Source organism: Limnohabitans sp., from assembly GCF_030158565.1.
Classification (GTDB): domain Bacteria; phylum Pseudomonadota; class Gammaproteobacteria; order Burkholderiales; family Burkholderiaceae_C; genus Limnohabitans_A.
Window position 1 is genome coordinate 1 of the sequence record NZ_JAOASQ010000072.1, and the last position, 26,934, is coordinate 26,934.

The window sequence follows — 26,934 nt, forward strand, 5'->3', positions numbered from 1 at the left end:
GCAGCTTGTTTGGCGCGCAAAACGTGGGCGTGGAAAACCCCGCCTGGATGAGCGGTTCGCTGCAACTGTTGCCCAATTTGCAACTGCCTTGGAACCGTGTGCTGATCATCGTGTTCGCAGTGGCTGTGCTGATCGGCATGTCGCTCATGATCGGCAAGACACGCTTGGGCTTGTTTGTACGGGGCGTCACGCAAAACCGTCCCATGGCGTCGTGCATGGGCGTCAACACCGCCCGCATCGACACCTATGCCTTCGCATTGGGTTCGGGCATCGCCGGCCTGGCCGGTTGCGCCCTCAGCCAGGTGGGTAACGTCGGCCCCGATCTGGGCCAGAGCTACATCGTGGACTCGTTCATGGTGGTGGTGCTCGGCGGCGTGGGCCAGCTGGCAGGCACGGTGTATGCCGCGCTGGGCTTGGGTCTCGTCAACAAATTGCTCGAAGGCTGGACCGGCGCGGTGTTGGCCAAGATCTGCGTGCTGGTGTTCATCATCGTCTTCATCCAGAAGCGCCCACAAGGCATCTTCGCGATGAAGGGGCGCAGCGCCGAAGCGTGAACAGGGGCATGAACATGACTAAATTCCAATTACCCACAGCGGCGCCCTTGCTGACCCGCAAAGCCTGGTCGGTGTTTTTGCTGGCGCTGATCATCGTCGGTGTCGTGGCACCGGTGTTCAACCTGCTGGTGCCTGCGGGCAGCGCCTTCCATCTGAGCGATTACGCCATCGCCTTGATCGGCAAGATCATGTGTTACGCCATCTGCGCCCTGGCCATGGATTTGATCTGGGGCTACACCGGCATTTTGTCGCTGGGCCACGGTTTGTTTTTTGCACTGGGCGGCTACGTGATGGGCATGTACCTCATGCGCCAGATCGGCCTAGACGGCAATTACAAAAGCAACTTGCCCGACTTCATGGTCTTCTTGGACTGGAAAGAACTGCCCTGGCACTGGACACTGTCGGACAGCTTCGTCGCCACCGTTCTGCTGGTGGTGCTGGTGCCCGGTTTCATCGCCTTTGTGTTCGGTTACTTTGCTTTCCGCTCGCGCATCAAAGGGGTGTATTTCTCCATCATCACCCAGGCCATGACCTATGCGGCCATGCTGCTGTTCTTCCGGAACGAAACCGGCTTTGGCGGCAACAACGGCTTCACCGACTTCAAGCGCATTCTTGACCTGCCCATCGCGACACCCAACATGCGCATGGTGCTGTTTGTGATCACCGGCTTGACGCTGCTGGGCTTTTATGTGTTCTCGCGTTGGTTGGTGGGCAGCAAATATGGACGCGTGTTGATGGCCATTCGTGATGCCGAAACGCGGGTCATGTTCTCGGGTTATTCGCCGCTGCCTTACAAGCTCAGCATCTGGGTGATTTCGGCCGTGATGTGTGGCATCGCTGGCGCACTGTATGTGCCGCAAGTGGGCATCATCAACCCGGGCGAGATGAGCGCTGCCAACTCGATCGAGATCGCGGTGTGGGCGGCGGTCGGCGGCCGGGGCACCTTGATCGGCCCCATCGTGGGGGCCTTCCTGGTGAACGGTGCCAAGAGCTGGCTCACCGTGACGGCGCCTGAATTTTGGCTCTACTTTTTGGGTGCGCTGTTCATCGCGGTCACCTTGTATTTGCCGCAAGGCGTGGTGGGCCTGGTCGCCAAGATCAAGGCCAAGACTTTGACGAAAAAAGGCGGTGCTGCATGACGCCCGATCTCTTGCAAAAAGGCGCCCAGCGCGTGGCCGAACACGCCAAGCTGCTGAGCCAATCGACCGAGTCCGGTGGCCGCAGCGCAGGCTATGGCCGCGTGGTGCAAGACGCCAACGAAGTGGATGTGACCCATGGCCGCATCTTGTATTTGGAAGACGTGAGCGTGAGCTTTGACGGTTTCAAGGCCATCAACAAGTTGTCGCTCGACATTGCGCCCGGTGAGCTGCGTTGCATCATTGGCCCCAACGGCGCGGGTAAGACCACGATGATGGACATCATCACCGGTAAGACCCGCCCTGACGAAGGCAGCGTGTTCTTTGGCAGCACCATCGACTTGCTGCGCCACAACGAACCCGAGATCGCGCAGCTGGGCATTGGCCGCAAGTTCCAAAAGCCCACGGTGTTCGAGCACCTCACGGTGTTTGAAAACCTGGAGCTGGCCTTGAAGACCAACAAAGGCGTGAAAGCCTCGATGTTCTTCAAGCTCGACTCACGCCAGAGCGATCGCCTGGCCGAAGTGCTGCACACCATCCACTTGGCGGGCAGCGTCAGCACCTTGGCCGGTGTGCTCAGCCACGGCCAAAAGCAGTGGCTGGAGATCGGCATGTTGCTCATGCAAGACCCCAAGCTCTTGCTGCTGGACGAGCCGGTGGCGGGCATGACCGACTTTGAAACCGAACGCACTGCTGAGCTGTTTTTGACACTCAAGGGCAAGCACTCGCTGATGGTGGTGGAGCACGACATGAGCTTCATCCGCACCATCTCGGACATCGTCACCGTGCTGTGCGACGGCTCAGTGCTGGCCCAGGGCACGCTCGATCAGGTGCAAGCCGATGAGCGGGTGATTGAAGTTTATTTGGGACGGTGAACATGGACATGTCATCCTGGACGATTTAAAAACTGTCATCCCGGACTTGATCCGGGATCCATGGCTTGCGAGGGCGATGGACCCCGGGTCTTCGCCCGGGGTGACAAAGTCCGCTGTCATCCCGGACTTCTATCCGGGTGGCCAGGTACTCGTCATCCCGGATGTGATCCGGGATCTAGGTATCCGTCATCCCGGACTTGATCCGGGATCCATCACAACGCCATGAAGAGGTCACCCATTTCAAAGCGATCAGGAAAGCCCACAGAAAGAAAAAAACATGCTTGAAGTCAAAAACATTCACCAATACTACGGCGGCTCCCACATCCTGCGCGATGTGAGCCTGAACGCGCAGCAAGGTCAGGTCACGGTGCTGCTGGGCCGCAACGGCGTGGGCAAGACCACACTGCTCAAAAGCCTCATGGGCCTGGTGCCGACCAAAAGCGGCAGCGTGCTGCTGGATGGCAAAGACCTCACCAGCGCCAAACCTTACGAACGCGCTGCAGCAGGCATTGGCTACGTGCCGCAAGGCCGAGAAATATTTGCTCGCCTCACGGTCGAAGACAACTTGCTGATGGGTCTGGCCACACAGCCGGGTGGCACGCCTATCCCGCCCGAGTTGTTTGAACTGTTTCCGGTGCTCAAACAAATGCTGCACCGCCGTGGCGGTGACTTGTCTGGCGGTCAACAACAGCAGCTGGCCATTGCCCGCGCATTGGCCGCCAAACCGCGTTTGCTGATCCTGGACGAACCCACCGAAGGCATCCAGCCCAGCATCATCAAAGACATAGGCCGGGTGATCCGCCAACTGGCCGATGTGGGCCTGCAAGGTCAACGCATGGCCGTGCTGCTGTGCGAGCAGTACTACGACTTTGCGGAAGAACTGGCGGACCAGTATGTGGTGATGGAGCGAGGCGAAGTCATCGCTTGCGGGCCGGGGAGCGAGATGAAGGAAAAGAACATCCAGCAGTTGGTCGCGATTTAAGTCCCTTGTCGTCATGCCCGCGAAAGCGGGTATCCATAACGGCCGAAGTCATGGACCCCTGATCAAGTCGGGGGTGACGAGGTCAGGGTGCATTTTTCTCGTCATGCCCGCGAAGGCGGGTATCCACAGCAGCCGAAGTCATGGCCCCCCGATCAAGTCGGGGGTGACAAATTTAGTTTTGTCGGGTGATCAATTTCGCTTGGGCGTGTGACCAATTTCGCTTGGGAGTGTGACCAATTTCGCTTAGACGGGCGACGAATTCAGGCCGGTCGATGTTGAAAATTCAGGCCAGCTTGGGGTGATCCAACAAGGTGTCGTTCACATGTTCCAGAGACGCGGCACCTTGCCCGGCAATGCCCACATTTCATGCCGCCAAGAGGCCCAGACCTGCCGCAGCAACTGCATGGCCGGCTCGGTCACAGGTGACAGCACGCGCAGCACGATGACCTGCTTGTGCGGTGAGGTGGCCCCGGCTGTGAGGCGCAGTTCTGAAGCTTCGAGCAATTCCCGGGCGCAGGCCAAGGCGCGATCTGAGCGTTCGCTGGCGATCGCGCTGCCGGCTGCAAACACCAGCGTGGCCATGCAGCGCTGGCCGGCCAGGCCCAGTGGGCTGTTCATCAGCCGTGTGTCGGTGGCGTTGATCGTGCCGCGCTCCAGCCACACGCCAGGAATTTCCAGGTGTTGCCGAAACATGCCTTGTGCAAAGGGCAAGTCGGCCGCGGGCAAGCCCAGCGCGGTGATGTCCCAGGTCATCATTTCTGCGCCGGGGGCCAAGTCAAACACGGCGCGGTTGAGGCCATCGCAGCCGTTGTAGGCAATGGCTTCCAGTGGCAGCCACTCCAGCCGTGCATCGGCGGCCACACGCGCATGTACCTGCTGCGTGGCCAGGCCGGCGTCGGATCGGTAAAAGCGTGTGGCTCCAGGCGTGGTGACCAAGCCATGGGCGCCAGAGGCCACAGTCACGGTCATGTCCAGCGTGTCGCCGCCCACCAGGCCACTGGGCGGGTGCACCAGCACGTTGTGGCATACCGCATCGCCTTCGGGGTAGAGGCTTTGCAAAATGCGCAGCGGCCCTTTGTGGGTGTAGCGGGCGACGCTGCGCTCGGACTCCAGTGTGTAGTCAAGGCTTAGACTGGCGTGCCAGGTCATGCCTTCACTCGCTGGCCGTTCATTCGCCTTGCGAGCCGCGGTGGGCCCAGGCGGTGGTGTGCTTTTCGATGTAGCTGAACAGTTCGTACATGACCATGGCCATGGCGCCCACCACGACCAGACCCGAGAAGGCCAGGCCCATTTGCATGGCCGAACCGGCCGAGATCAGCAGGTAGCCAATGCCTTCGTTGGAGGCCGTCATCTCGGACACGGTGGTGCCCACAAAGGCCAGGGTGATCGCGACTTTGAGCGAGCCATAAAAGTAAGGCATGGAGCGGGGCAGGCCGACTTTGACCAGCACGTCCCAGCGCTTGGCGCCCAACACGCGCAGCACGTCTTCGAGTTCAGGCTCCAGCGTGGCCAGGCCGGTGGCGATGTTCACCATGATCGGGAAGAAGCTGATGAGGAAAGCCGTGAGGATGGCTGGGCCGATGCCGATGCCGAACCACACCACCAAGATGGGCACGAAGGCCGCTTTGGGCAAGGCGTTGAAGGCGGTCATGAGCGGGTACACAGCGGCATAAGCCAGGCGCGAACTGCCAATCACAAAGCCGAGCAACACGCCGACCACAATGGCAATGCCAAAGCCGACCATGGTCACCCAGAAGGTGCGCCAAGCATGGCCTGCAATCACTTCCTTGAACTCAACCGTTTGCTGCGCGATGCGCGAGGGGCTTGGGAAAACGAATTCCGAGACGTTGAAAGCGCGGCACAGGACTTCCCAAATCAGGATGCTCAGGACCAGCAACACCCAGGGAGACCAGCGTTCCAGTGTTTTTTGTTTCATGTGGTTTGCTCCCGCTTATTGGTTGATGGTGGCGCCGGTCTTGCGCATGGCACCGATGTGGCCGCGCAGCTCGTGCACGATGTTGGTGAACTCGGGTGTGTAGGTGATCTCCAGATCGCGTGGGCGCGGCAGGTCGATTTCTTTTTTCACCACAAAGCGGCCGGGGCTCTTGCTCATCACGTACACCGTGTCGGCCAGGAAGACCGATTCGCGCAGGTCGTGCGTGACCAAAATCACGTTGAACTTTTGTTCGGTCCACAGGTCACGCAAGATGCACCAGAGCTCTTCCCGCGTGAAGGCGTCGAGCGCGCCAAAGGGCTCGTCGAGCAAGAGCATCTTGGGTTCGTGGATCAAGGCACGGCAGATGCTGGCGCGTTGCTGCATGCCGCCCGACAGTTGCCACGGAAATTTGTCTTCGTAACCGGCCAGGCCCACGGTGTTCAGCAGCTTGCGGGCGCGCTCGACGTATTCGGCCTTTTTTTCCTTGAAGTTGGAGCGGTAGGGCTCGACGATTTCCAGCGGCAGCAGCACGTTGTCCAACGTGGTGCGCCAGGGCAGCAGCGATGAGGCCTGAAAGGCCATACCGCTGATCTTGAGTGGACCGGTGACGGGCTGGCCGTCCACCAGAATGCGGCCCTTGCTGGGCATCTTCAGGCCCGTGGTCAGCTTCATGAAGGTCGATTTGCCGCAACCCGACGGGCCGACGATGGCGATGAACTCGCCTTGCTTGACCTGCAGGTTGATGTCTTCCACCGCGAAGTGGTTTTGCGCCAGCAACTCGTCGTTGTAGGCCAGCCAGACATTCTGGAAATCAACGAATGCGTCTTGGGACATGGTGTGACTTTGAAATGGTGTTCGAGCGTGTATACACGTGCGGCTTGGCAAAAGCCCACTGACGCGTTGCACACCCCAGTGGGCTCACAGCGCCGAGTGGAAACCGCTCAGCGCCGAAAGCTTCCAGCCGCACAGTGCCGCCGGAAGCTGTGGCCTTACTTCTTGGGCTTGGGCAGGATGTCCAGCTCTTTGGCCGAGGGCAAGAACGAGCCGTTCCAGATGTCTTCGGACTTGACGCGGGTCTTGGTGTTGAAGGCGTCCGACACTTGCGAGGCCATCAGCGTCATGCGGGGGCCGTTGATCTGGCCAAAGCCTTCGGCGCGGGCCGAGGGGCTGTTGATCACGGTGTCGATGGCCAGTTGCAGGCGGCGGGTTTCCAGCGCCACGTTGATGATGCCGTCGCGGGCCTTGACCGATTCAATGGCTTTGGCAGGGTCGACGATCACGTCTTTCGCGCCTTTGGTGAAAGCCGACAAGAAGGCTTTCACAGCCGCTGGGTTTTCTTTCAGGATCTTGGGCGAGGCGATGATCGCGTTGCCGTAGAGCTTGACGCCAAAGTCGGGGTACTGCATGACCACCACGTCTTCGGCTTTCACGCCACGCGCTTCGATGTTGAGCAGCGAGGTGAAGGTGAAGCCGGTGATGGCGTCCACGTCACCACGCACCAACATGGTTTCGCGCAATGGTGGGTCCATGGCGGTCCAGGCCACGTTGCCGATGCCGTTGGCTTTCTGGAAGATGGGGAAGGCTCGGCGACCGGCGTCAAACACGGGTGCGCCCAGTTTTTTGCCTGCCAAGTCCGCCGGGGTCTTGATGCCGGATTTCTTCAAAGCCATGACCGAAGCGGGCGTGTTGTTGTAGACCATCATGATGGCCACAGGCTTGTTGGGTGCGTCGGGGTTGTTGGCGTGGAACTCCATCAGGGCGGCCAGGTCGGCAAAGCCCAGGTCGTAGGTGCCCGAAGCCACGCGGGTGACCGCGCCGCCCGAACCGTTGCCCGAGTCCACCGTCACGTCCAGCTTGGCGTCCTTGAAATAACCCTTGGCTGCAGGCAGCAAGAAGAAGGCCGAGGGGCCTTCAAAGCGCCAGTCCAATTGAAACTTGATCGGCGTGGTTTGGGCTTGGGCGGTGCTGAAAGCAGCAACAGCTGCCAATGCGGCTGTGGCCTTGAGTAAGAAACGCTTGTTCATGAGGAGCTCCTGGGTCAAATAAACGGTGAATCTTGTCTAGCAAAATCGATGCCATTATTGACCACGGTCCTGACGGCTCGTGTCAGGTTGATCCCCTAGAAGCCCCCGTTTTTGGTGCGCGTCGGGACTTGAATGTGCACCAAAACGGGGCTAATGCTGGTTTTCGTGCCTCAGGCGTTGGCGCAAGCCACGGCCAGCGCCGTCATGTTCAGCACGCGGCGCACGGTGGCTGCAGGCGTCAGGATGTGGGCGGTGGCCGCAGCCCCCATGAGGACAGGCCCCACGGTCACGCCACCGCTGGTGGTGGTTTTCATGACGTTGTAGAGGATGTTGGCCGCATCCAAATTGGGGCAGACCAGCAAGTTGGCCGAACCTGTGAGGGTGCTGTCTTCCATGTAAGCGCTGCGGATTTCGGGCTGCAGGGCTGCGTCGCCGTGCAGCTCGCCATCGCATTCGATGTCGGGGTGCTGGGCCACGAACAGGTCACGGGCCAGGCGCATCTTGCGGGCCGAAGCGCGCTTGGACGAGCCGTAGCTCGAATGCGAGAGGAAGGCCACCTTGGGCACGATGCCAAAGCGCTGCACCTCTTGAGCGGCCATGTAGGCGATCTCGGCCAGTTGCTCGGCGCTGGGGTCTTCATTGACATAGGTGTCGGTGATGAACAGTGGGCCCTGGTTGGTCATGAGCGCGTTCACGGCAGCGTAGTTGCCCACGCCAGCCCGCTTGCCCAGGATGCAGTCGATGCGCTCCAGGTGCGTCATGTAGGTGCCGGCCAGGCCGCAGATCATGGCGTCGGCATCGCCCAGCGAGACCATCAACGAACCGATGATGGTGTTGGAGCGGCGCACAGCTGCCTTGGCCACGGCGGGTGTGGCGCCGTTGCGCTTCATCAGCTGGTGGTAGTGCTCCCAATACTGGCGAAAACGCGGATCGTCTTCAGGGTTCACGTTGTCCACGTCCACCCCCAGGCGCATGCGCAGACCCGCTTTTTCGATGCGGGTGCTGATGACCGAAGGGCGACCGATCAGGATCGGATAGGCCAGCTTTTCGTCGATGGCCATCTGCGCCGCACGCAGGGCGCGGTCGTCTTCGCCATCGGCGTAGGCCACGCGCTTGGCGCCATGAGGCACAGCCTTGGCCGCATTGAAGATGGGGCGCATCAACAGGCCGGTTTGCGAGACAAAGCTCTGCAGCTGTTGGCGGTAGGCCTCCATGTCGGTGATGGGGCGCGTCGCCACGCCGGAGTCGGCGGCGGCTTGTGCCACAGCGGGCGCGATGCGCAAGATCAAACGCGAATCAAAGGGCTTGGGGATCAGGTAGTCGCTGCCAAAGGTCAGGTCTTGCCCGGCGTAGGCGCTGGCCACTTCTTCGCTGATGTCAGCCTTGGCCAGGTCGGCAATTTGGCGCACGCAAGCGAGCTTCATCGCTTCGGTGATCTTGGTCGCACCGCAGTCCAATGCGCCCCGGAAGATGTAGGGGAAGCACAGGACGTTGTTGACCTGGTTGGGGTAGTCCGAGCGGCCGGTGGCGATGATGCAGTCAGGTCGTGCGGCCTTGGCCAGCTCGGGGCGGATTTCGGGCTCGGGGTTGGCCAGCGCCAGGATGATCGGCTTGTCGGCCATGGTCTTGACCATCTCCACCGTCATCACGCCGGGGGCCGAGCAGCCCAGGAACACGTCGGCGCCCTTGACCGCGTCGGCCAAAGTGCGGTCGTCGGTTTTTTGTGCGTAGCGGGCTTTGGACTCGTCGTAACCACCGGGGCGGCCTTCGTAGATCACGCCCTTGGAGTCGCAGACAAAAATGTTGCTGGTCTTCACGCCCAGGCCCACCATCACGTCCAAGCAGGCAATGGCTGCTGCGCCCGCGCCCGACACGGCCACTTTGACTTGGGCGATGTCTTTGCCCACCAGCTCCAGGCCGTTGAGCATGGCGGCGGCCGAGATGATGGCGGTGCCGTGCTGGTCGTCGTGGAAGACCGGAATGTTCATGCGCTCGCGCAGCTTCTTCTCGATGTAGAAGCACTCGGGGGCCTTGATGTCTTCGAGGTTGATGCCGCCAAGGGTCGGTTCCATGCTGGCGATGATCTCGACCAGCTTGTCCGGGTCGCGCTCGGCCAGCTCGATGTCGAACACGTCGATGCCTGCAAACTTCTTGAACAGGCCGCCTTTGCCCTCCATGACCGGCTTGCTGGCCAGCGGGCCGATGTCGCCCAGGCCCAGCACGGCCGTGCCGTTGGTGATCACGGCCACCAGGTTGCCGCGCGAGGTGTATTCGTGCGCTTTGGCCGGGTCGGCCGCGATGTCCAGGCAGGGGTAGGCCACGCCAGGCGAATAGGCCAGCGACAAATCGCGCTGGTTGGACATGGGCTTGGTGGGGTTGACCGAAATCTTGCCGCGTGTGGGAAAGCGGTGGTAGTCACGTGCGGCGTCGCGCAGGGCTTGTTCGGCGGGGGAGAGGTTGTCGTTCATTGTTGTTGTCTCAACAGATAAAGAAAAAACAGAATGGATGACAGCGTAACGCATTTGTAACCCGCTTTCGATGAGGATTACCCCCCTGAAAAGCAAAAGGCCAAGCACTGGCTTGGCCTTTTCGGTGAGTTGTAGGAGCTCCGCCCTCGGGGCGATGACCTGCAGTGATGCCGGCGCAGATCGCGACGGGGGCGTCGCTCCTACATGTTCAAAGCGGTCTTCAGTGCGCTTCAGCCTGCTTGGCAGCCTCGATGGCGTCGCGGTTGTCACCGCTGGCGCCGTTGAAGAACAGGTTCAGGATCACCGCGCTGAGGGAAGCCAGCAAGATGCCCGACTCGATCAGAGGGTGCAAGCCGTGCGGCATCCACTGTTTGAAGTTGGGGGCGATCAGCGGGATCATGCCGATGCCGATCGAGATCGCCACGATCATCGCGTTGAAACGGTTGTTCTTGAAGTCCACACCCCCCAGGATGCGGATGCCGGTGGCGGCCACCATGCCGAACATCACCAGACCCGCACCGCCCAGCACAACCGTGGGCAGCGACTCGACCAGTGCGGCCATCTTGGGCAGCAGGCCCAGCGCCACCAGGATCAAGCCACCGGCCACGCAGACAAAGCGGCTCTTGACGCCGGTCACAGCCACCAGGCCCACGTTTTGCGAGAAGCTGGTGTAGGGGAAGGTGTTGAAGATGCCGCCAATCAGCGTGCCCAGACCGTCGGTGCGCAAGCCGCGTGTGAGCGCAGCCTGGTCCACTTTGCTGTCGGTCATCTCGCCCAGCGCCAGGAACATGCCGGTCGATTCGATCATCACCACGATCATGACCAGGGTCATGGTCAGGATCAGCACGGGGTCAAACACCGGCATGCCAAAGTGGAAAGGCAGCACCACGTCAAACCAGGCGGCCTTGCCAACCTTGTCGAAGTTCATCAAGCCCATGGCTGTGGCCACCACGCCACCGATCACGATGCCGAGCAGCACCGAGATGTTGGCCAGGAAGCCCTTGGCAAAGCGTGCAATCAGCATGATGGACACCAGCACCAAGGCCGCAATGCCCACGCCTGTCAGATCGGCGTATTTGGGGTTGGGCATCTTGGGCAGCAAGGCCAGGTCTTTGGGCACGGCAGGCAAGACCGAGCCAGGGGCTCCGGCTGCGGCAGTGGCCGCGTCCAGCCAGGCTTTGTGCTCGGGCGTGACCACGCTGGGCGCGGTGGGGCCGAAGGGGTTGCCAAAAATCCAGTTGATGCCGATGCGCATCAGGCTGATGCCGATCACGGCAATGATGGTGCCGGTGACCACGGGCGGGAAGAAGCGCAGCATGCGGCTGACCAGCGGCGCGATCAGAATCGAGATGATGCCCGCCCCGATGATGGAGCCAAAGATCAGCTGCGCCCCCATTTCGCCGGGGTTGGCGTTGGCCATGGCCACCATGGGCGCCACGGATGCAAAGGTCACGCCCATCATGACGGGCAGACGGATACCGAACAGCTGTGTCGCGCCAAGCGACTGGATCAGCGTGACCAGACCGCAGCAAAACAGATCGGCCGAAATCAGGTAAGCCACGTCTTGCGGGCTCAGTTTCAGGGCGCGGCCCACAATCAGGGGCACAGCCACAGCGCCGGCATACATCACCAGCACATGTTGCAGGCCCAAAGCGGCGAGCTTGCCATTGGGCAATTTCTCGTCGACGGGGTGAATGGTTGAACTCATGGAGGGGGCTCCTTGTCAGTAAACAGAGGGGGAAAACCCAAAGTGGCTAGATGTGTGCCTCTTTGTGTTCTAAACTGTATACAAAATTAAATGCGCTGTGGATGCGTGAAAACCCTGCCATGCTCGTCGCGGTGCTGCGTTCATTGGCGTGATTCTTCGCAAAGGGGCCATCGCTTAACATCAAGCACCCACGCCAACCGCGTGAGCAACCTGCCTTCGAGGCATTGAAGCCCAGCTTCTCGTATGCGCCGACAGGTTTCCCTTCACACTCACGGAAGTCCTTTCATGACCACCGCACGTCGCACCCTCCTCAAGGGCGCGGCAGCACTGGGCGCGCTGTCTGCTGCGTCCTCTGCTGTCATCGCTCAGCCTTTTTTGTTTTCCCCCTCGACCGAGCTGATGCCCAAGGGCAAAAAACGCCGTGTGGTCGTTTTGGGCGGCGGCTGGGGTGGCCTGGCCGCTGCACGCCATTTGCGCGAAGACGCCCCCGACCTCGAAGTCGTGCTGCTCGAAAAGAACCCCATCTTCTGGTCCTGCCCGCTGAGCAACAAATGGCTGGTGGACGTGGTGGACACCTCGTTCCTCGTGCACTCGTACACGGCGGCGGCCGAGCGCATGGGCTACACCTTTGTGCAAACCGAGATCACCGACATCGACCGCGACAAAAAGCGCGTGCACACGGCGCAGGGCTTTGTGGATTACGACTGGCTGGTCGTGTCTGCCGGCATTCGCGTGACCTATGAACCCTGGTTTGGCAATGACCGTGCCGCTGCGGCCTACACCCAAAAGCATTTCTCCAGCGCCTATGTGCCCAGCTCCGAGCATTTGGCGCTCAAGCAAAAAATCAAAGGCTTCAAGGGCGGCACTTTTGTGATGACGTTGCCGCCGCCACCACACCGCTGCCCCCCCTCGCCCTACGAGCGGGCTTGCCTGATGGCCGACCATTTCAAGCGCAACAAGATCCCCGCCCAGATCGTGATCCTCGACCCCAAGCCCCGCATCATGCCCATTGGCGGTGGTTACCGCATGGCCTTTGACGAGCTGTACCACGACAACATCACCTACGTGCCCAACGCAGGCGTGAAAGAGCTGGACCCCTACAACAAAGTGGTCAAGACTCTGGCAGGGGACTTCAAGTTCGACGACGCCATCTTCATGGGCCACCACCAAGCGGCCGATCTGGTCTGGAAAATGGGCGCCGTGGGCAAGACACCGGACGGCAAACCCACCACCTGGGCAGCGGTGCACCCCGAGTTCTACAACCTGAAGGACGACCCCAACGTGTTCGTGATCGGCGACAGCGTGGGCGCGGTGTCACCGCAGTTTGGGCACTATCCCAAGAGCGGCCACATCGCCAACCGCATGGGCCGCAGCGTGTCCACCTACATTGCGCAACAGTCCAAAAACCAGCCCATGAAGCCGGTCATCATCGACAACCTGTGCTTCATGCTGGTCAACACCGAGCCGCTTGAAGCGATCAGCGTGAAGTTTGATTACAAGATGGGCCCCGAGGGCCACATCCTGCAAACCGTGACCGACGACAACTTCCGCCGCCCCGCTCTGTGGCAGGAAGACTTGCAGTGGTACGGCAACATGGAGAAAGACTTCACCGGCGGTTGATCAGGCCAGCAGATCCAGCAGCGTCCGCGCCACCACCTTGGTCGCGCGGCGCACGTCTTCCAGCTGCACGCGCTCGTCGGCGCGTTTGGCGTGGCTCTCCAGCACGGTGCGGGGGCCTGCGCCGTAGATCACGCCGGGGATGCCGCGCTCCACATACAGGCGCACGTCGGTGTAGAGCGGCGTGCCCACGGCGGGGATGGCTTCGCCGAAGACCTGTTCGCCGTGTTTCTGGATGGCGCTGACCAGCGGCTGGTTGCCGGGCAGGGGCTTCATGGCGTTGGCCAGCAGCATGCGGCGCACATCCACTTTCAGCACATGGCCACCGCGTGGGGGCTTGAAGCTGGCAGCGGCGTCGGCAATGGTCTGGCGGATGCTGGCTTCCACTTCGGCCGGGTTCTCTTCGGGGATCATGCGGCGGTCGAGCTTGAAGCTGACTTTGCCGGGCACCACGTTGGTGTTGGTGCCGCCTTCGATCAGGCCCACGTTCAGATAGGGGTGGGTGATGCCCTCGACCTTGGACGTGACCTTCAGGTATTGCGTGTTGAGGGCGTGCAGGGCGTTCAGGATGTGCACCGCGCCTTGCAGCGCGTCGGTGCCGCTGTCGGGGATGGCCGCGTGCGCCATCTCGCCTTGCACCGTGACTTCCATTTGCAGGCAGCCGTTGTGCGCGGTGACGACCTGGTAGCTGAAGCCTGCGGCGATCATCAGATCGGGTTGGGTCAGGCCCTGGGCCAGCAACCAGCCGGGGCCCATTTCGCCGCCAAATTCTTCGTCGTAGGTGAAGTGCAGCTCCACGCCGCCCTTCAATGGGGCTTCGAGGGATTCAAGCGCGCGGGTGGCAAAGGTGAAGGTGGAAAAGTCGCTCTTGCTCACGGCGGTGGCGCGGCCGTACATGGCACCGTTCTCGATCTCGCCGCCGTAGGGGGCGTGTGTCCAGCCCTCACCCGGGGGCACGACGTCGCCGTGGGCGTTCAGGGCGATGGTTTTGCCTTCGCCATATTGGCGGCGCACGATCAGGTTGGTGATGGACTCCAGGCCGTAGGCTTTCACATCGGCTTCGGGCACAGCGTGTTTTTCGGCTTCAAAGCCCATGGGGGCCAGTAGCTCGGCGGTGCGTTCGGCGTGCGGGGCGTTGTTGCCGGGGGGCGTGTCGGTCGGCACCTGCACCAGGGCCTGCAGGAATTTCACCTGCTCGTCGAAGTGCGCGTCGATCCAGGCGTCGAGTTGTGCGTATTGTTGGGCTGTAGCGCTCATGACAGTTCCTGAGAGAGTTGGTTCAAAACATGGGTGAAGGCGTCGACGCACAGCTGCATGTCGTCGCTGGTGGTGGATTCGAGCGGGTTGTGGCTGATGCCCGCGTTTTCGCCGCGCACAAACAGCATGGCTTGCGGCATGACTTCGTGCAGCTTCATGGCGTCGTGGCCTGCTCCGCTGGGCAGTTTGAACAGCGGCACGCCCAAGGTGGTCACAGCGCGTTCCCATCGGGCTTGCCATTCGGGGGCGCTGGGGGCCGCTGCGGCGCGCATGGTTTCTTCGGCCGTGTGACGCACGCCTCGGCGCTCGCAAATGGCTTGCAGCTGGGCCAGCACGTCGGCTTCGAGCGCGTCACGCTGGGCGTCGGTGGGGGCACGCATGTCCAGGCTGAAGGTGCAGCGGCCGGGCACCACGTTGATGGAGCCGCCCGGCACATTCAGCTGGCCCATGGTGGCCACGCTGTCGCCGTCTTTCGCGGCGCGTTGTTCCATGTAGAGCGCCAGTTCTGCCACGGCACAAGCCGCGTCGCGGCGGCGGTCCATGGGGGTGGTGCCTGCGTGGCTGGCGGTGCCGATGACCTCGCACAGGTAACGCACGCTGCCGTTGATGGACGTGACCACGCCCAGCGGGATGTTGACTTCGTTGAGCACCGGGCCTTGCTCGATGTGCACTTCCACAAAGCCGAGGTATTGCGCCGGGTCGCGCTGGATCTTGGGGATGTCGTCCACGCACAGGCCCGCATGCTGCATGGCCGCGCGCATGGTGATGCCTTCCGCGTCCTGTTGGTCCAGCCATTCGGGTTTGAAGTCGCCGATCAAGGCCCCCGAGCCAAGGAAGGTGGCCTTGTAGCGCTGGCCTTCTTCTTCGGCAAAGGCCACGACCTCGATGCCGAAGGGCAGGCGTTTGGCTTGCTGGTGCAGCTGTTGCACACAGGCCATGGGCACAAAGATGCCCAAGCGACCGTCGTACTTGCCGCCGTTGCGCACGGTGTCGTAGTGCGATCCCGTGAGCAGGTATTGGCCACCTGCAGCGGCCGGGTGGTAGCGGCCCACCACGTTGCCCACGGCGTCGGTGTGCACCTCGTCAAAGCCGCAGTCGCGCATGTTTTGCGTGATGCGCTGGGCGCAGGCGCGGTGGGCATCGGTCAGGTACGTCACCGTCAGCTGGCCTTGTTCGGCGTAGCCGGGGTCTGAGTGTTGGGCCAGCTTTTCTTGCCAGTCCCACACTTGGTGGCCCAGCGTGGGCTCCACGCCAAATTTGTCGTTCAGCCGGATCTCGACGATGCGGTGGATGTTGCGCAGGCACTCGGCCAACTCAAAGTCTGGGTGGCCGTGCAGGCGGCGCTCAAACGCGTCGATGATCTGCTGCTTGTTCAAGCCCAGGCCACGCGGGCCGCGCACGGCCAGGATGAAGGGCCAGCCAAACTTGGCGTTGTAGTCGGCGTTGAGCTTCTGGATCTTGGCGAACTCTTCGGGCGTGCAGTCGGTCAGGCCCGCCTTGGTTTGTTCGTTGGTGGATTCGGCCGTCAGCGTCTTGCTGACCATGGCCTTGCCCGCCAGCTCCGGGTGAGCGCGGATCAGGCCCAGCTGCGCGTCGCGCCCGGCATGCGCCAGCACCTCGCACATGGCGTGCTTGAGGTGGGCCAGTGACCTGAAAGGTCGCTTGTTGAGCGCTTGCTCGGCGATCCAGGGCGAATGCTCGTACAGGCCGTCGAGCATCTGCGCGGCTTCATCACGGCTGGCGCTGTTGAGTTGTTCCAAGGTCAGTGTCATGTGTGTCCTGGTGCTGTTTTTGACTTTTGTGGGAGCCCCGCCCTCGGGGCGATGGCTCGTGGTCCGCGGGGATTTTTCGCGGCGGGGGCGCCGCTCCCACAGCGGATGGGCTTAGCCGACATAGGGGTGTGTTGCTTTCCAGTGCCGCGCAATGTCGATGCGGCGCGCCACCCAGACCTTGTCGTGCGACTGGATGTGGTCCAGAAAGCGTTGCAGTGCAGTGATGCGGCCCGGGCGACCCAGCAGGCGGCAGTGCATGCCGATGCTCATCATCTTGGGGGCGTTGTCGCCATTCGGGTCACCTTCGGCGTACAGCGCGTCAAAGGTGTCCTTCATGTACTGGAAGAACGGGTCGGCGTGCGAATAGCCCTGCGGCAGCGCAAAGCGCATGTCGTTGCAGTCCAGGGTGTAGGGCACGATCAGTTGCGGCGCATCGGTGCCGTCCGATTTGCGCACTTTCATCCAGAAGGGCAGGTCGTCGCCGTAGTAGTCGCTGTCGTATTCAAAGCCGCCAAAGTCGGCCACCAGGCGGCGCGTGTTGGGGCTGTCGCGCCCGGTGTACCAGCCCAATGGCCGCTCGCCCGTGAGCTCTTGAATGATGGCCATCGCCTCGGCCATGTGGGCGCGCTCGGTGGCTTCGTCGATGTTTTGGTAGTGGATCCATTTCAGGCCGTGGCAGGCGATGTCGTAGCCCAGTTCCTTGAACGCGGCGGTCAACTCGGGGTGCTTTTGCAGCGCGGTGGCCACGCCAAACACCGTGAGCGGCAGGCCACGTTTTTCAAACTCGCGCAGGATGCGCCACACGCCTGCACGCGAGCCGTATTCGTAAATGCCTTCCATGCTGATGTGCCGCTCGGGGAAGGACGCGGGGTTGAACATCTCAGACAAAAACTGCTCGGAGCCCGCATCGCCGTGCAGCACCGAGTTTTCGCCGCCTTCTTCGTAGTTCAAGACAAACTGCACGGCCACGCGTGCGCCGCCTGGCCATTGGGCGTGCGGCACGTGGCGGCCGTAGCCTTGGAGGTCGCGGGGGTAGGGGAGGGTGGAGTCGTAGGTGCTCATGGCGGTGTTCAATGCGAGGGTCAGGCCAGGGCCAGAGAAATGTCGTGGGTGGGCACTTGGCGGTCGAAGGTCAGGCTTTCTTCCACATGCAACAAATGCTCGTGCATCAAGCGCACCGCTTGGTCTGCGTCTTGGGCGGCCAGGGCGTCGACGATGGCGGCGTGCTCTTCGGTGGAATGCTCGGCCTCGTTGCGCGACTGGTACATCAGCGTGATCAGGGCGCAGCGCGAGATCAGCTCGCCCAGCACCTGGGCCAGCACATCGTTGTGCATCAACTCGGCCATGCGCACGTGGAAGTCGCCGAGCAACTCGGTGCGGCCCGTCACATCGCCCTGGGTCACGGCTTCGCGCTCTTGCTTGATGTGCTCTTGGAGTGCGCTGATTTGTTCGGGTGTGACTTGCTCCACAAAAGCACGGGTCATCTCGGCTTCCAGCATGCGGCGCACAGCAAACACCTGCTGAGCTTCCTCGACCGAGGGTGCAGCCACAAAAGCGCCTCGGGCGGGCTCGAGCTTGATCAGGCGGTTTTGCGACAACTGAAACAGCGCCTGCCTCACCAAGGTGCGGGACACCCCAAAATGGTCCGCCAATTTTTGCTCAGCCAGCTTGGAGCCAGGCAAGAGCCGGTGCTCCACGATGGCCCGGGTGAGGGATTCGACGATGTGGTGGGTGGTGGATGTTTCCATGTCTCGCAGGGGCCTGTGTGGGCTGTTTTTCGAAATGATAGCCATTAAATGCAAAATTGTATACACTTCGGTCGACCGATTTGGGATCTGCCCATTGACCTTTCAAAAACCCGTTAAAAGCGAGCAACACCATGGGATTGAGCACACACGTTCTGGACACGATGCACGGCTGCCCTGCGGCCGGTATGCAGGTCGCGCTGTACACCACACAAGGCGAGCAGGCCACGCTGGTCAAAAGCTTCACCCTCAACCACGACGGGCGCAACCCCGACGGCATGCTTTACGACCACGCCAGCTTGCGCAAAGGCACTTACCGTTTGGTGTTTGACGTGGCGGGCTACTTCAAAGCCAAGGGCGTGGAACTGCCCGAGCCCAACTTTTTGAACAAAGTGAGCCTGGACTTCGGCGTGGCCCACGAAGACCAGCATTACCACGTGCCCCTGCTGGCCAGCCCGTGGAGCTATTCGACTTATCGCGGCTCTTGAGCCCCATTGACACCACACAAGGACAACCCATGCCCACCTCCATTACCGCTGCAGCTGACTTGAGTGCCGAGCAATTGGCGGCTTGCCAGCCGATTGAGCAGTATTTTTTGGGCCACGCGCGAGACGATGCCGCCCACATGCGCCAGGCATTTTTGCCAACTGCGCACATTGAATCGATCAAAGAAGGGGCTTTCACATCGTGGCCCTTGGACTTTTACTGTGAACGCTTCAAAGGCCAAGCCGCAGCAGACGAAGCCAGCCGCCAGCGCCGCATCGACTGGGTTGAAGTCACCGGCACCGCAGCGTGTGCACGCGTGACCTTGGTACATGGCGCGACCACGTTTGTGGATTACTTTGTGCTCCTCAAGACCGCCGAAGGTTGGAAGATCGCCAACAAGGCTTTTCACGGCCAACCGACCTGATGGCCAAGACCTCCGGTGTTTCCAACCACGGGGTTGTGACTGCAGTTTGAAGACCTATGGATGACCAAAAATCAAAAATGGGGTCAGAACCCGGTTGATCCATTGGAAAAAAACGCACGTCTTTGCTCGGGGGTCTTTAAAATCTGGCCTCTACCGTTTATTTACCCATTCCCCCCTGCACCATGACCCAAGTCACCAACACTGTGCGTTTTGTGCTCGACGGCCAAATCGTCGAGGCCCAAGGCGAGCGCCGCACCACCACTGTTCTGGACTATTTGCGTGAGCAACTGCACCGCACCGGCACCAAAGAAGGCTGCGCCGAAGGCGATTGCGGTGCTTGTGTGGTCATGGTGGGCGAACTCAACGCCGCAGGAACGGGCGTGGACTATGTGGCGACCAATGCCTGCATCCAGTTGCTGCCTTCGCTGGACGGCAAATCGGTCAAAACCATCGAGAGCCTGAAAAAAGCCGACGGCACCATGCACCCGGTGCAAGAAGAGATGGTCAAGTGCCATGGTTCGCAGTGCGGTTTTTGCACGCCCGGCATCGTGATGAGTTTGGTGAACCTGGTGCAGGTCTTGCCCATGCCCAACCGCCAGCAGATCACCGATTCGCTCAGCGGTAACCTGTGCCGTTGCACCGGCTACAAGCCAATCATCGAGTCGGCCACCAAGGCCTGCGCCAAGCCCGAGGCCTTGAAGCTGGACGACAGCGCCGACGTGCCTTTGCTGAAAGAAATCAAACGCGCCAGCGTGCCCACCCTGAGCCTGGACGGCGACATCATCGTCCAGCCCGTGGTGCGCACCAAGAAGGGCAACGAGTTCGTGTCGCCCGCTACGATTGCCGAAGTGGCCGATTACCTGGTCAAGAACCCCACGACCACACTGCTGGCAGGCAGCACCGAAATTGGTTTGCAGGTGAACAAGCAGTTTGCACGCCCTGACCACATCATGTATTTGGGCAATGTGGCCGAGCTGCGTCAGGTCAAAGAGACCGACAAGGTCTGGCGCATTGGCGCGGCCGTGTCGCTCACGCAAGTGGAAGCACTGGTGGCCAAGGCTTACCCCGACTTCACCGAAGTGCTGCGCCGCTTTGGCTCGCCCCCCATCCGTTCTACCGCCACGCTGGCAGGCAACATCGCCAACGGCTCGCCCATTGGCGACTCCATGCCTTGCTTGCTGGCGCTGGGTGCCAACTTGGTGTTGCGTCGTGGCGACAAAACCCGCAACGTCTTGCTGGAAAACTTCTACACCGGCATGAAGAAAAGCGTGCTCGAAGCCGGTGAGTTCATCGAAGCGGTCGAGTTGCCCAAGCCTGTGGCGGGCCAAGTGTTCCGCGCCCACAAGGTGAGCAAGCGTTTTGAGCAAGACATTTCGGCCACTTGCGCGGCCATCAGCTACACGCTCAAAGGCGGCAAGCTGTCTGGCGTGAAGCTGGCCTACAACGGCCTGAGCCCATTCCCAGCGCGTGCGCCCAAACTCGAAGCTGTGCTTGAAGGCAAATCGCCAGCAGACGTGAAAGCAGCTGATTTGGATGCCGTGATTGCCTCTAGCTTCACCGCTCGCGACGGCTTGCGTGCCACATGGGCTTACCGCGCACTGGTGGCTCGCAACTTGGCCTTGGAATTCATCGAAGAACAGAAAGAGGTGGCTTGAATGAACGCTCCTACCGCACTCAAAAACCTGCTGCCTGTTTCGGGCGTTCAGCAAGGCACCGACATCGTTCACGAGTCTGCCCACTTGCACGTGACCGGCTCTGCCACCTACATCGACGACATCCCTGAGCACGCTGGCACTTTGTATGCCGCGCTCATCTTGTCGCCTGTGGCGCATGGTGAGTTGATTGGTGACGGCATTGACCGCGAAGCCATCCTCAAAGAGCACGGCGTCGTCGCCGTGTACACCGCCAAAGACATTCCGGGCGAAAACAACTGCGGCCCCATCGTGCACGATGATCCCTTCCTCGCCGCAGGCAAGGTCGAGTTCATCGGTCAAGCCGTGGCCGTGGTCGTGGCGCGCAACATGCTCTACGCCCGCGAAGCCGCACACAAAGCCAAGGTCTTGGTGAAAGAGCTCAAGCCCATCTTGACCGTGGAAGAGGCGATGGAAGCGGGCAGCTTCATCATGCCGCCCAAAGGCATCACCCGTGGTGACGCGGCTGCAGCGATTGCCAACGCGCCCCACAAGATCAAGGGCACGACCCGTACCGGTCAGCAAGAACAGTTTTACCTCGAAGGCCAGATCACTTACGCGGTGCCCAAGGAAGACGGCCAGCTCACGCTGTACGTGTCGACCCAGCACCCCGACGGCAACCAGCGCGAAGCCGCGCACGCCCTGAACCTGCACACCAACGACGTCGAAGTGATTTGCCGCCGCATGGGCGGTGGCTTTGGCGGCAAAGAAGGCAACGCCAGCATCTTCAGTCAAAGCGCTGCCTTGGCTGCACACAAGCTGGGCAAGCCCGTCAAGCTGCGCGTGAACCGCGACGACGACATGACCATCACCGGCAAGCGTCACGATTTCCGCATCGACTACGAAGTGGGCTTTGACGACAACGGCCGCGTCTTGGGCGCCGACATCACGCTCATGTCGCGCTGCGGTTACAGCACCGACTACTCTGGTCCGGTGAACGACCGCGCTTGCCTGCACATCGACAACAGCTATCACATCCCTGCTTTGAAGCTGGTGAGCCACCGCTGCAAAACCAACACGCAAAGCGCCACCGCTTTCCGTGGTTTCGGCGGCCCACAAGGCATGTTCGGCATCGAAACGGTGATGGACGAGATTGCCATGACTTTGGGCAAAGACCCCTTGGAAGTGCGCAAGCTCAACCTCTACAAAGACCCCGCCATCAGCGGCACGCCCGACACCATGACCACCCAATACAACCAGCTCATCGAAGACTGGGTGGGTGACAAGGTGATCGATCAGGTCGAACGTGAATCCAAATACGCCGAACGCCGCGCCGCAGTGCAAGCCTTCAACGCCAAGAGCAAAACCCGCAAACGCGGTTTGTCGCTGGTGCCTTTGAAGTTCGGTATCAGCTTCACCGCCACGCACCTGAACCAAGGCGGCGCGCTGCTGGTGGTTTATATGGACGGCTCGGTCAGCTGCAACCACGGCGGTACCGAAATGGGCCAGGGCCTGAACACCAAGATGGCGCAGGTGTGTGCCGATGGTTTGGGCATCAGCGTGGACCATGTGCGCATCACCGCCACCGACTCGCAAAAAGTGCCGAACGCTTCGGCCACATCCGCTTCGAGCGGTGCTGACATCAACGGCGCAGCCATCATGAACGCCACAGCGCAAATGCGTGAGCGCTTGAAGCCTGTGGCGGCCCGCATGTTGGGTTGTGCCGAAGGCGATGTGACCTTTGCGAACAACGAAGTGCACGGTGGCGGCAAAGCTGTGAAGTGGGCCGACGTGACCAAGCAAGCGTGGCTCGACCGCGTGGGCTTGAGCGTCACCGGCTTCTACATGACGCCCGAAATCAAATACGACTTCACCACCCTGAACGGCCGTGCCTTCTATTACTACTGCTACGGCGCTGCCGTGAGCGAAGTGGAGATCGACACCCGCACCGGCGAGTGGTGGCTCAAGGCCGTGGACATCGTGCACGACGTGGGCCGCAGCATCAACCCCGCATTGGACAAAGGCCAGATCGAAGGCGCTTATGTGCAAGGCATGGGCTGGCTCACCATGGAAGAGTGCATTTGGGACAAGAAGGGCAAGCTGCTCACACACGGCCCCAGCACCTACAAAATTCCAGTGGCGGGCGACATCCCCGAGCACTTCAACGTGTCCTTGTTCGACAACGCCAACTTGAAGCCCACGCCGTTCAACAGCAAGGCCACGGGCGAGCCGCCTTTGATGTTGGGTCTGTCTGCCTTCTTCGCCTTGCGCGATGCGGTGGCGGCCAGCGCCAACCACAAAGCCGTGGTGCACATGGACGCACCGGCCACGCCCGAGCGCATCTTGATGGCGTGCGAAAGCGTCAAGGCCCAAGCCGGTCTGTGATCTGAGTCCTCCGGGCCGCCTGGTGTTGCATCAGGCGGCCTTTTTCTTTGGCCTTTACAAAGTACCTCATGCCCATTGCAGCGCTGATTTTTGACCTCGACGGGACGCTGGTGGACAGCGAAGCGCCTGGCCTGGATGTGCTGCACCAGATGGCCGCAAACTTGGGGGCGCCATGGGCCCGTGATGAGATGCATGCCCGCTTTGGGGGCGTGCCCATGGCCCGTTGCGTCAGCACCATCGCTGCCCACGTATCGGCGCAGCACCAGCCGCTCGATGAAGTGCTTTTCCTGCGACAACTGCGCCAGAACATGGCGATCCGTTTTCGCCAGGGCTTGGATGAAATTGCCGGTGCCACGGCCTTGCTGAAAAGCCTGCAAGCCACGAACACGCCTTTTGCCATCGGCACCAATGGTCCGCGAGAAAAAGCCGAGATCACGCTGGGGGTCACGGGGCTGCGCGACTTTTTTGGTGACCGTCTGTTTTGTGCCCCCGACATGGGCAGCTTCAAGCCCGAGCCCGGTTTGTTTTTGCACGCCGCTGCGGCCTTGGGCGTGGAGCCCTCAGCGTGCGGTGTGGTGGAAGACAGCTTGCCCGGCATTCAAGCCGGCTTGGCCGCAGGCATGCAGGTCTTCAGCCTGCACCCACGCCAGGGTTTGCCTGCAGAGTTGGCTGAGCGCGTTCAGTTCATCAGCGACTTGCACCAGCTCCACGCTTGGCTGCGCTGAGTTTCAGTCCTGGCCTTCGGTCAGCGTGTCGAGCTGGAACTTGCCGCTCTTGTGCCACAGCCACACATCGGTGTAGGTGACTTGGCTCAGGTTCTTGGGCGCGGGGTAGGGGGCAGCGGCTTTGACCATGCGCTCGATTTCGGCCATGACTTCGGGCACATGCTTGGGTGCCCGTTTCCAGCTCAGGGCCTTGACCTGGCCTTGGCGGTCGATGTCCACATCCAGCACACCCACGGCTTGCAGCATGGGCGGCATGCGGCCTTTGAAGATGCGCTCCTTGTTGATGCCGTATAAGTGCGAAGCGGCATCTTTGCGGTATTCCTTGGGGGTGCTGGCGAGCGATGATGCGGCCGTAGAGGGCAGGGCCCCAGGGCGTGTGGTTGGCAAGGCAGGCCAATCCTGGCTGGTATAGCCGCCTTTGGCTTTGCTGACGTCCGTGGTGCAGCCACTGAGCAAAGACAGTCCCAATGCGCCTGTGCCCATCAGGGCGGCGACAATCGTGCTTTTGAATTGGCGAAATGTGTGCATCACAGTGAGCCCTTGTCTCGTTGGCATACTAGGCAGATAGGCGCCATTGTGCACCGAGCCACTAGGCTGGAAAAGGCCTTGGTCTGAAATGGATGTGGAATGTGAACTGGATGGATTTGGCTTTGCAACAACTCGCCCGAGAGGCGGGCGTGGTCGTGACCGTGCTGGCCACCAAGGGCTCTGTGCCACGTGGCGCGGGCACGCGCATGGTGGTGTTTGCCCAAGGCGAGCAGGGCACCATTGGTGGCGGTCATCTGGAATACCAGGCCATCGCCCATGCCCGCTTGCTCTTGGCCGGCCAGACCGATGAAACACAGCTGCGCCATGTGCTGGGCCCGAGCCTGGGGCAGTGCTGTGGGGGCGCTGTGGAGCTGCATTTCCAGCCTGTGACGGGTGCGGATGTCGCTCGCTTGAAGTCTGAACTGAGGCCCACGCGCACCCCGCTGGCGCTGTTTGGTGGTGGCCACGTGGGCAAAGCCTTGGTCAAAACCTTGGCGCCCTTGCCTTTTGCGGTGCGCTGGGTGGACAGCCGCGACGAGATTTTTCCGTCGGATGTGCCCGAGGGCGTGGAATGTGAGCATTCCAACCCGGTGCAGGCGGCAGTGGCCGATCTGGCCCCGGGCAGCCGCGTGCTGATCATGAGCTTCAGCCATGCCGAAGACTTGGACATCGTCATCGCCTGCCTCAGACGACTGCGTGAGAAGGGTGATTTGCCTTTTGTCGGGCTGATTGGCAGCAAAACCAAATGGGCCACTTTCAAGCACCGCTTGGAAGAGCGGGGCTTCAGCGCAGAAGACATCGCGCAGATCACCTGCCCCATCGGTGTGCCGGGCATCACCGGCAAAGAGCCCGAGGTGATCGCCGTGGCCGTGGCGGCACAACTCTTGCAAACGCTGTGAGGTCGCCTGTGGACTGACAGGCATGGACCCCGGATCGGGTCCGGGGTGACAAGCCTTGCCTTGATGTCATGCCGGACTCGATCCGGTAGCCATCTTGACTCGGTCCATGGGGGCTTTGCTGGTTTCCCCTGAGGAGGGAAAGCAGAGAAAGCTGGATTTGGCGACAGAAATTGTATACACTTCAGTGCACTGGTCGCAGCGGCGCAAGAATCCCCCGGGGTTCATGTTCGCGACCGAATGACCGCTCACAGGGCCCGCGGTGGTGAGCTGGTTGGAGATCCTTCATGGAAACATATCTGCTGGAATGGGCCAATCTCTTGCTGCGCTGGGTGCATGTCATCACCGCCATCGCCTGGATTGGCTCCTCGTTTTACTTTGTCTTTCTGGACAACAACCTGCAAAAACCCAACTCGCCTGACCTGCTCGAAAAGGGCGTGGGCGGTGCCATGTGGGCGGTGCACGGTGGCGGCTTTTACAACCCGCAAAAATACATGGTGGCTCCCAAGAAGATCCATACCAAGCTGCACTGGTTTTATTGGGAAAGCTATTCCACCTGGCTCAGCGGCTTTGCGCTCTTCACCGTGCTGTACCTTTACAACGCGGGCACCTTCCTGATCGACAAATCGCTGATGGACTGGACCCCCGTGATGGCCGGATCGGCCGCGGTGGGCATGCTGGTGGCTTTCTGGTTCGTGTACGACATCATTTGCCGCGTGTTTGGCTTCCGCCAAAACGGCGAGCTGATCGTCGCGGGCCTGATGATCGTGGTGGTGGCGTTTTGCTCCTGGCTGGCCAATGAGTTGTTCGCAGGCCGCGCCGCCTTTTTGCTGGTGGGCGCGATGATCGCCACCGCCATGAGCGCCAACGTGTTCTTCTGGATCATCCCCGGCCAGCGCAAAGTGGTGGCCGCCATGACCAGCGGCGAAGCCTATGACGCCAATGCCCTGGCCATCCACGGCAAGCGCGGCAAGCAGCGCAGCGTGCACAACACCTATTTCACGCTGCCCGTCATCTTTGCGATGCTGAGCAACCACTACAGCTTTTTGTACACGCACGAACACCGCTGGGTGCTGCTGTTTGTGATGATGTTTGCAGGCGCCTTGATTCGCCAGTTCTTTGTGCAGCGCCACGGCTACCACCTGGGCCGCGCCGCCAACCCATGGCCCTTTGCGGCGGTGGGTGTGGTGCTGATTGCTGGCGTGATTGTGGCCCTGAAACCGTCAGCGCCCAAAGTGTCAACAGCGCCTGTGGCGCCTGTGAGTTTTGCGCAGGTGCAAAGCCTGGTGAGTCAACACTGCTTGACCTGTCACGGCACTCAGATGCAAATGAAAAACGTTCGCCTGGACAGCCCGGAGCTCATCAAGCAGCACGCTCAGAACATGTACCAGCAAGTGGTGATGACCAAGCAAATGCCCATGGGCAATGCGACCGGTCTGACGGAAGATGACCGCGCGATGTTCGGTCGTTGGTTCCAGGCGGGGGCCAAGCTGGACTGAATGCGGGCCGCTGGCGAAGCCCTTGAAAGGCAGTCGCCAGAGTTACTTGGAATATGGTCGACCCTATTGGTATGACGATCCAATGGGTATAAATTTTGATGCAGCAGGCCCTTGTGGGCCCGGCTGTTAAATCAAAAGGAGACACCCATGTTCATTCGCTCACGCCGTACTTTGGTTGCCAGCGCGGTTGCTGGTCTGGCCTGTTTAGCAGCTGCTTTGCCTGCTGCTGCTCAGAATTACCCCACCCGTCCCATCACCATGATCGTGCCCTGGGGCGCAGGCGGTG

At 61.1% G+C, this 26,934-nt stretch carries 22 protein-coding genes and 1 pseudogene; 12 read left to right on the forward strand and 11 right to left on the reverse strand.

The features are described 5' to 3' along the window. The 4 genes and pseudogenes from Q1W40_RS14760 to urtE form a co-directional block, all read left to right on the forward strand. Positions 1-554: pseudogene (locus Q1W40_RS14760) on the forward strand (urea ABC transporter permease subunit UrtB); the annotation flags it as partial. Between the two features lie 14 nt (positions 555-568). Continuing rightward, on the forward strand, positions 569-1,693 hold the full coding sequence (gene urtC / locus Q1W40_RS14765) for an urea ABC transporter permease subunit UrtC (protein ID WP_300713410.1): 1,125 nt from the start codon (positions 569-571) through the stop codon (positions 1,691-1,693). After that, positions 1,690-2,565, forward strand: coding sequence for an urea ABC transporter ATP-binding protein UrtD (urtD, locus tag Q1W40_RS14770; protein WP_300713375.1), 876 nt, complete (start codon positions 1,690-1,692; stop codon positions 2,563-2,565). The genes urtC and urtD overlap by 4 nt, the downstream gene beginning before the upstream one ends. A gap of 277 nt (positions 2,566-2,842) precedes the next feature. Beyond that, entirely contained in the window at positions 2,843-3,547 is a 705-nt protein-coding gene (gene urtE / locus Q1W40_RS14775; protein WP_300713377.1) for an urea ABC transporter ATP-binding subunit UrtE, read from the forward strand. Positions 3,548-3,865: 318 nt separating this feature from the next. On the opposite strand, the gene Q1W40_RS14780 is transcribed toward urtE, so the two are convergent. The 6 genes from Q1W40_RS14780 to Q1W40_RS14805 all read right to left on the reverse strand — a co-directional run bounded on the left by Q1W40_RS14780 (position 3,866) and on the right by Q1W40_RS14805 (position 11,683). Continuing rightward, positions 3,866-4,696, reverse strand: coding sequence for an urease accessory protein UreD (locus Q1W40_RS14780; RefSeq protein ID WP_300713378.1), 831 nt, complete (start codon positions 4,694-4,696; stop codon positions 3,866-3,868). A gap of 19 nt (positions 4,697-4,715) precedes the next feature. Then, a complete protein-coding gene (locus Q1W40_RS14785; RefSeq protein WP_300713380.1) occupies positions 4,716-5,483 on the reverse strand; it encodes an ABC transporter permease in 768 nt (255 codons plus the stop codon). A gap of 15 nt (positions 5,484-5,498) precedes the next feature. Continuing rightward, positions 5,499-6,317 (reverse strand): ABC transporter ATP-binding protein, encoded by an 819-nt coding sequence (locus Q1W40_RS14790; protein WP_300713382.1) that lies wholly within the window; start codon positions 6,315-6,317, stop codon positions 5,499-5,501. 155 nt (positions 6,318-6,472) lie between these two features. Further along, entirely contained in the window at positions 6,473-7,507 is a 1,035-nt protein-coding gene (locus tag Q1W40_RS14795) for an ABC transporter substrate-binding protein (protein WP_300713383.1), read from the reverse strand. Positions 7,508-7,677: 170 nt separating this feature from the next. Further along, a complete protein-coding gene (locus tag Q1W40_RS14800; protein WP_300713384.1) occupies positions 7,678-9,975 on the reverse strand; it encodes an NADP-dependent malic enzyme in 2,298 nt (765 codons plus the stop codon). 220 nt (positions 9,976-10,195) lie between these two features. After that, positions 10,196-11,683: a nucleobase:cation symporter-2 family protein gene (locus Q1W40_RS14805; protein WP_300713385.1), complete on the reverse strand. Its 1,488-nt coding sequence runs from the start codon at positions 11,681-11,683 to the stop codon at positions 10,196-10,198. Between the two features lie 285 nt (positions 11,684-11,968). Here Q1W40_RS14805 and Q1W40_RS14810 point away from each other — a divergent pair, with 285 nt between their 5' ends. Then, positions 11,969-13,303, forward strand: a complete 1,335-nt coding sequence (locus tag Q1W40_RS14810; RefSeq protein WP_300713387.1) for an FAD-dependent oxidoreductase — start codon at positions 11,969-11,971, stop codon at positions 13,301-13,303. On the opposite strand, the gene Q1W40_RS14815 is transcribed toward Q1W40_RS14810, so the two are convergent. From Q1W40_RS14815 to Q1W40_RS14830, 4 genes are all read right to left on the reverse strand, one after another. Then, positions 13,304-14,557, reverse strand: a complete 1,254-nt coding sequence (locus tag Q1W40_RS14815; RefSeq protein WP_300713389.1) for an ArgE/DapE family deacylase — start codon at positions 14,555-14,557, stop codon at positions 13,304-13,306. Next, positions 14,554-16,329, reverse strand: coding sequence for a 2-oxo-4-hydroxy-4-carboxy-5-ureidoimidazoline decarboxylase (gene uraD, locus Q1W40_RS14820; RefSeq protein ID WP_300713391.1), 1,776 nt, complete (start codon positions 16,327-16,329; stop codon positions 14,554-14,556). The genes Q1W40_RS14815 and uraD overlap by 4 nt, the downstream gene beginning before the upstream one ends. Before the next feature lie 111 nt (positions 16,330-16,440). Then, the gene (gene puuE, locus Q1W40_RS14825; RefSeq protein ID WP_300713393.1) at positions 16,441-17,391 is read right to left on the reverse strand and encodes an allantoinase PuuE; all 951 of its coding nucleotides are present in this window, start codon (positions 17,389-17,391) and stop codon (positions 16,441-16,443) included. Between the two features lie 20 nt (positions 17,392-17,411). Continuing rightward, complete coding sequence (locus Q1W40_RS14830; protein ID WP_300713395.1) at positions 17,412-18,077, reverse strand: GntR family transcriptional regulator; 666 nt, start codon at positions 18,075-18,077, stop codon at positions 17,412-17,414. A 131-nt stretch (positions 18,078-18,208) separates the two neighbouring features. Here Q1W40_RS14830 and uraH point away from each other — a divergent pair, with 131 nt between their 5' ends. The 5 genes from uraH to Q1W40_RS14855 all read left to right on the forward strand — a co-directional run bounded on the left by uraH (position 18,209) and on the right by Q1W40_RS14855 (position 23,725). Further along, the gene (gene uraH, locus Q1W40_RS14835; protein WP_108287030.1) at positions 18,209-18,562 is read left to right on the forward strand and encodes a hydroxyisourate hydrolase; all 354 of its coding nucleotides are present in this window, start codon (positions 18,209-18,211) and stop codon (positions 18,560-18,562) included. Between the two features lie 29 nt (positions 18,563-18,591). Beyond that, positions 18,592-18,984, forward strand: a complete 393-nt coding sequence (locus Q1W40_RS14840; protein ID WP_300713398.1) for a nuclear transport factor 2 family protein — start codon at positions 18,592-18,594, stop codon at positions 18,982-18,984. Between the two features lie 182 nt (positions 18,985-19,166). Next, positions 19,167-20,639 carry a xanthine dehydrogenase small subunit gene (gene xdhA / locus Q1W40_RS14845; RefSeq protein WP_300713400.1) on the forward strand — a complete coding sequence of 491 codons (1,473 nt, stop codon included), beginning with the start codon at positions 19,167-19,169 and terminating at the stop codon, positions 20,637-20,639. Then, positions 20,640-23,000 (forward strand): xanthine dehydrogenase molybdopterin binding subunit, encoded by a 2,361-nt coding sequence (gene xdhB, locus Q1W40_RS14850; protein WP_300713402.1) that lies wholly within the window; start codon positions 20,640-20,642, stop codon positions 22,998-23,000. It begins immediately after the preceding gene. 68 nt (positions 23,001-23,068) lie between these two features. Next, positions 23,069-23,725: an HAD family phosphatase gene (locus tag Q1W40_RS14855; RefSeq protein WP_300713403.1), complete on the forward strand. Its 657-nt coding sequence runs from the start codon at positions 23,069-23,071 to the stop codon at positions 23,723-23,725. Between the two features lie 3 nt (positions 23,726-23,728). Here the strand turns inward: Q1W40_RS14855 and Q1W40_RS14860 are convergent, their stop codons facing one another. After that, entirely contained in the window at positions 23,729-24,253 is a 525-nt protein-coding gene (locus Q1W40_RS14860; protein ID WP_300713405.1) for a hypothetical protein, read from the reverse strand. Positions 24,254-24,345: 92 nt separating this feature from the next. Here Q1W40_RS14860 and xdhC point away from each other — a divergent pair, with 92 nt between their 5' ends. After that, entirely contained in the window at positions 24,346-25,152 is an 807-nt protein-coding gene (gene xdhC / locus Q1W40_RS14865; protein WP_300713406.1) for a xanthine dehydrogenase accessory protein XdhC, read from the forward strand. A 284-nt stretch (positions 25,153-25,436) separates the two neighbouring features. Further along, positions 25,437-26,648 (forward strand): urate hydroxylase PuuD, encoded by a 1,212-nt coding sequence (locus Q1W40_RS14870; protein WP_300713408.1) that lies wholly within the window; start codon positions 25,437-25,439, stop codon positions 26,646-26,648. Positions 26,649-26,934 lie beyond the last annotated feature (286 nt).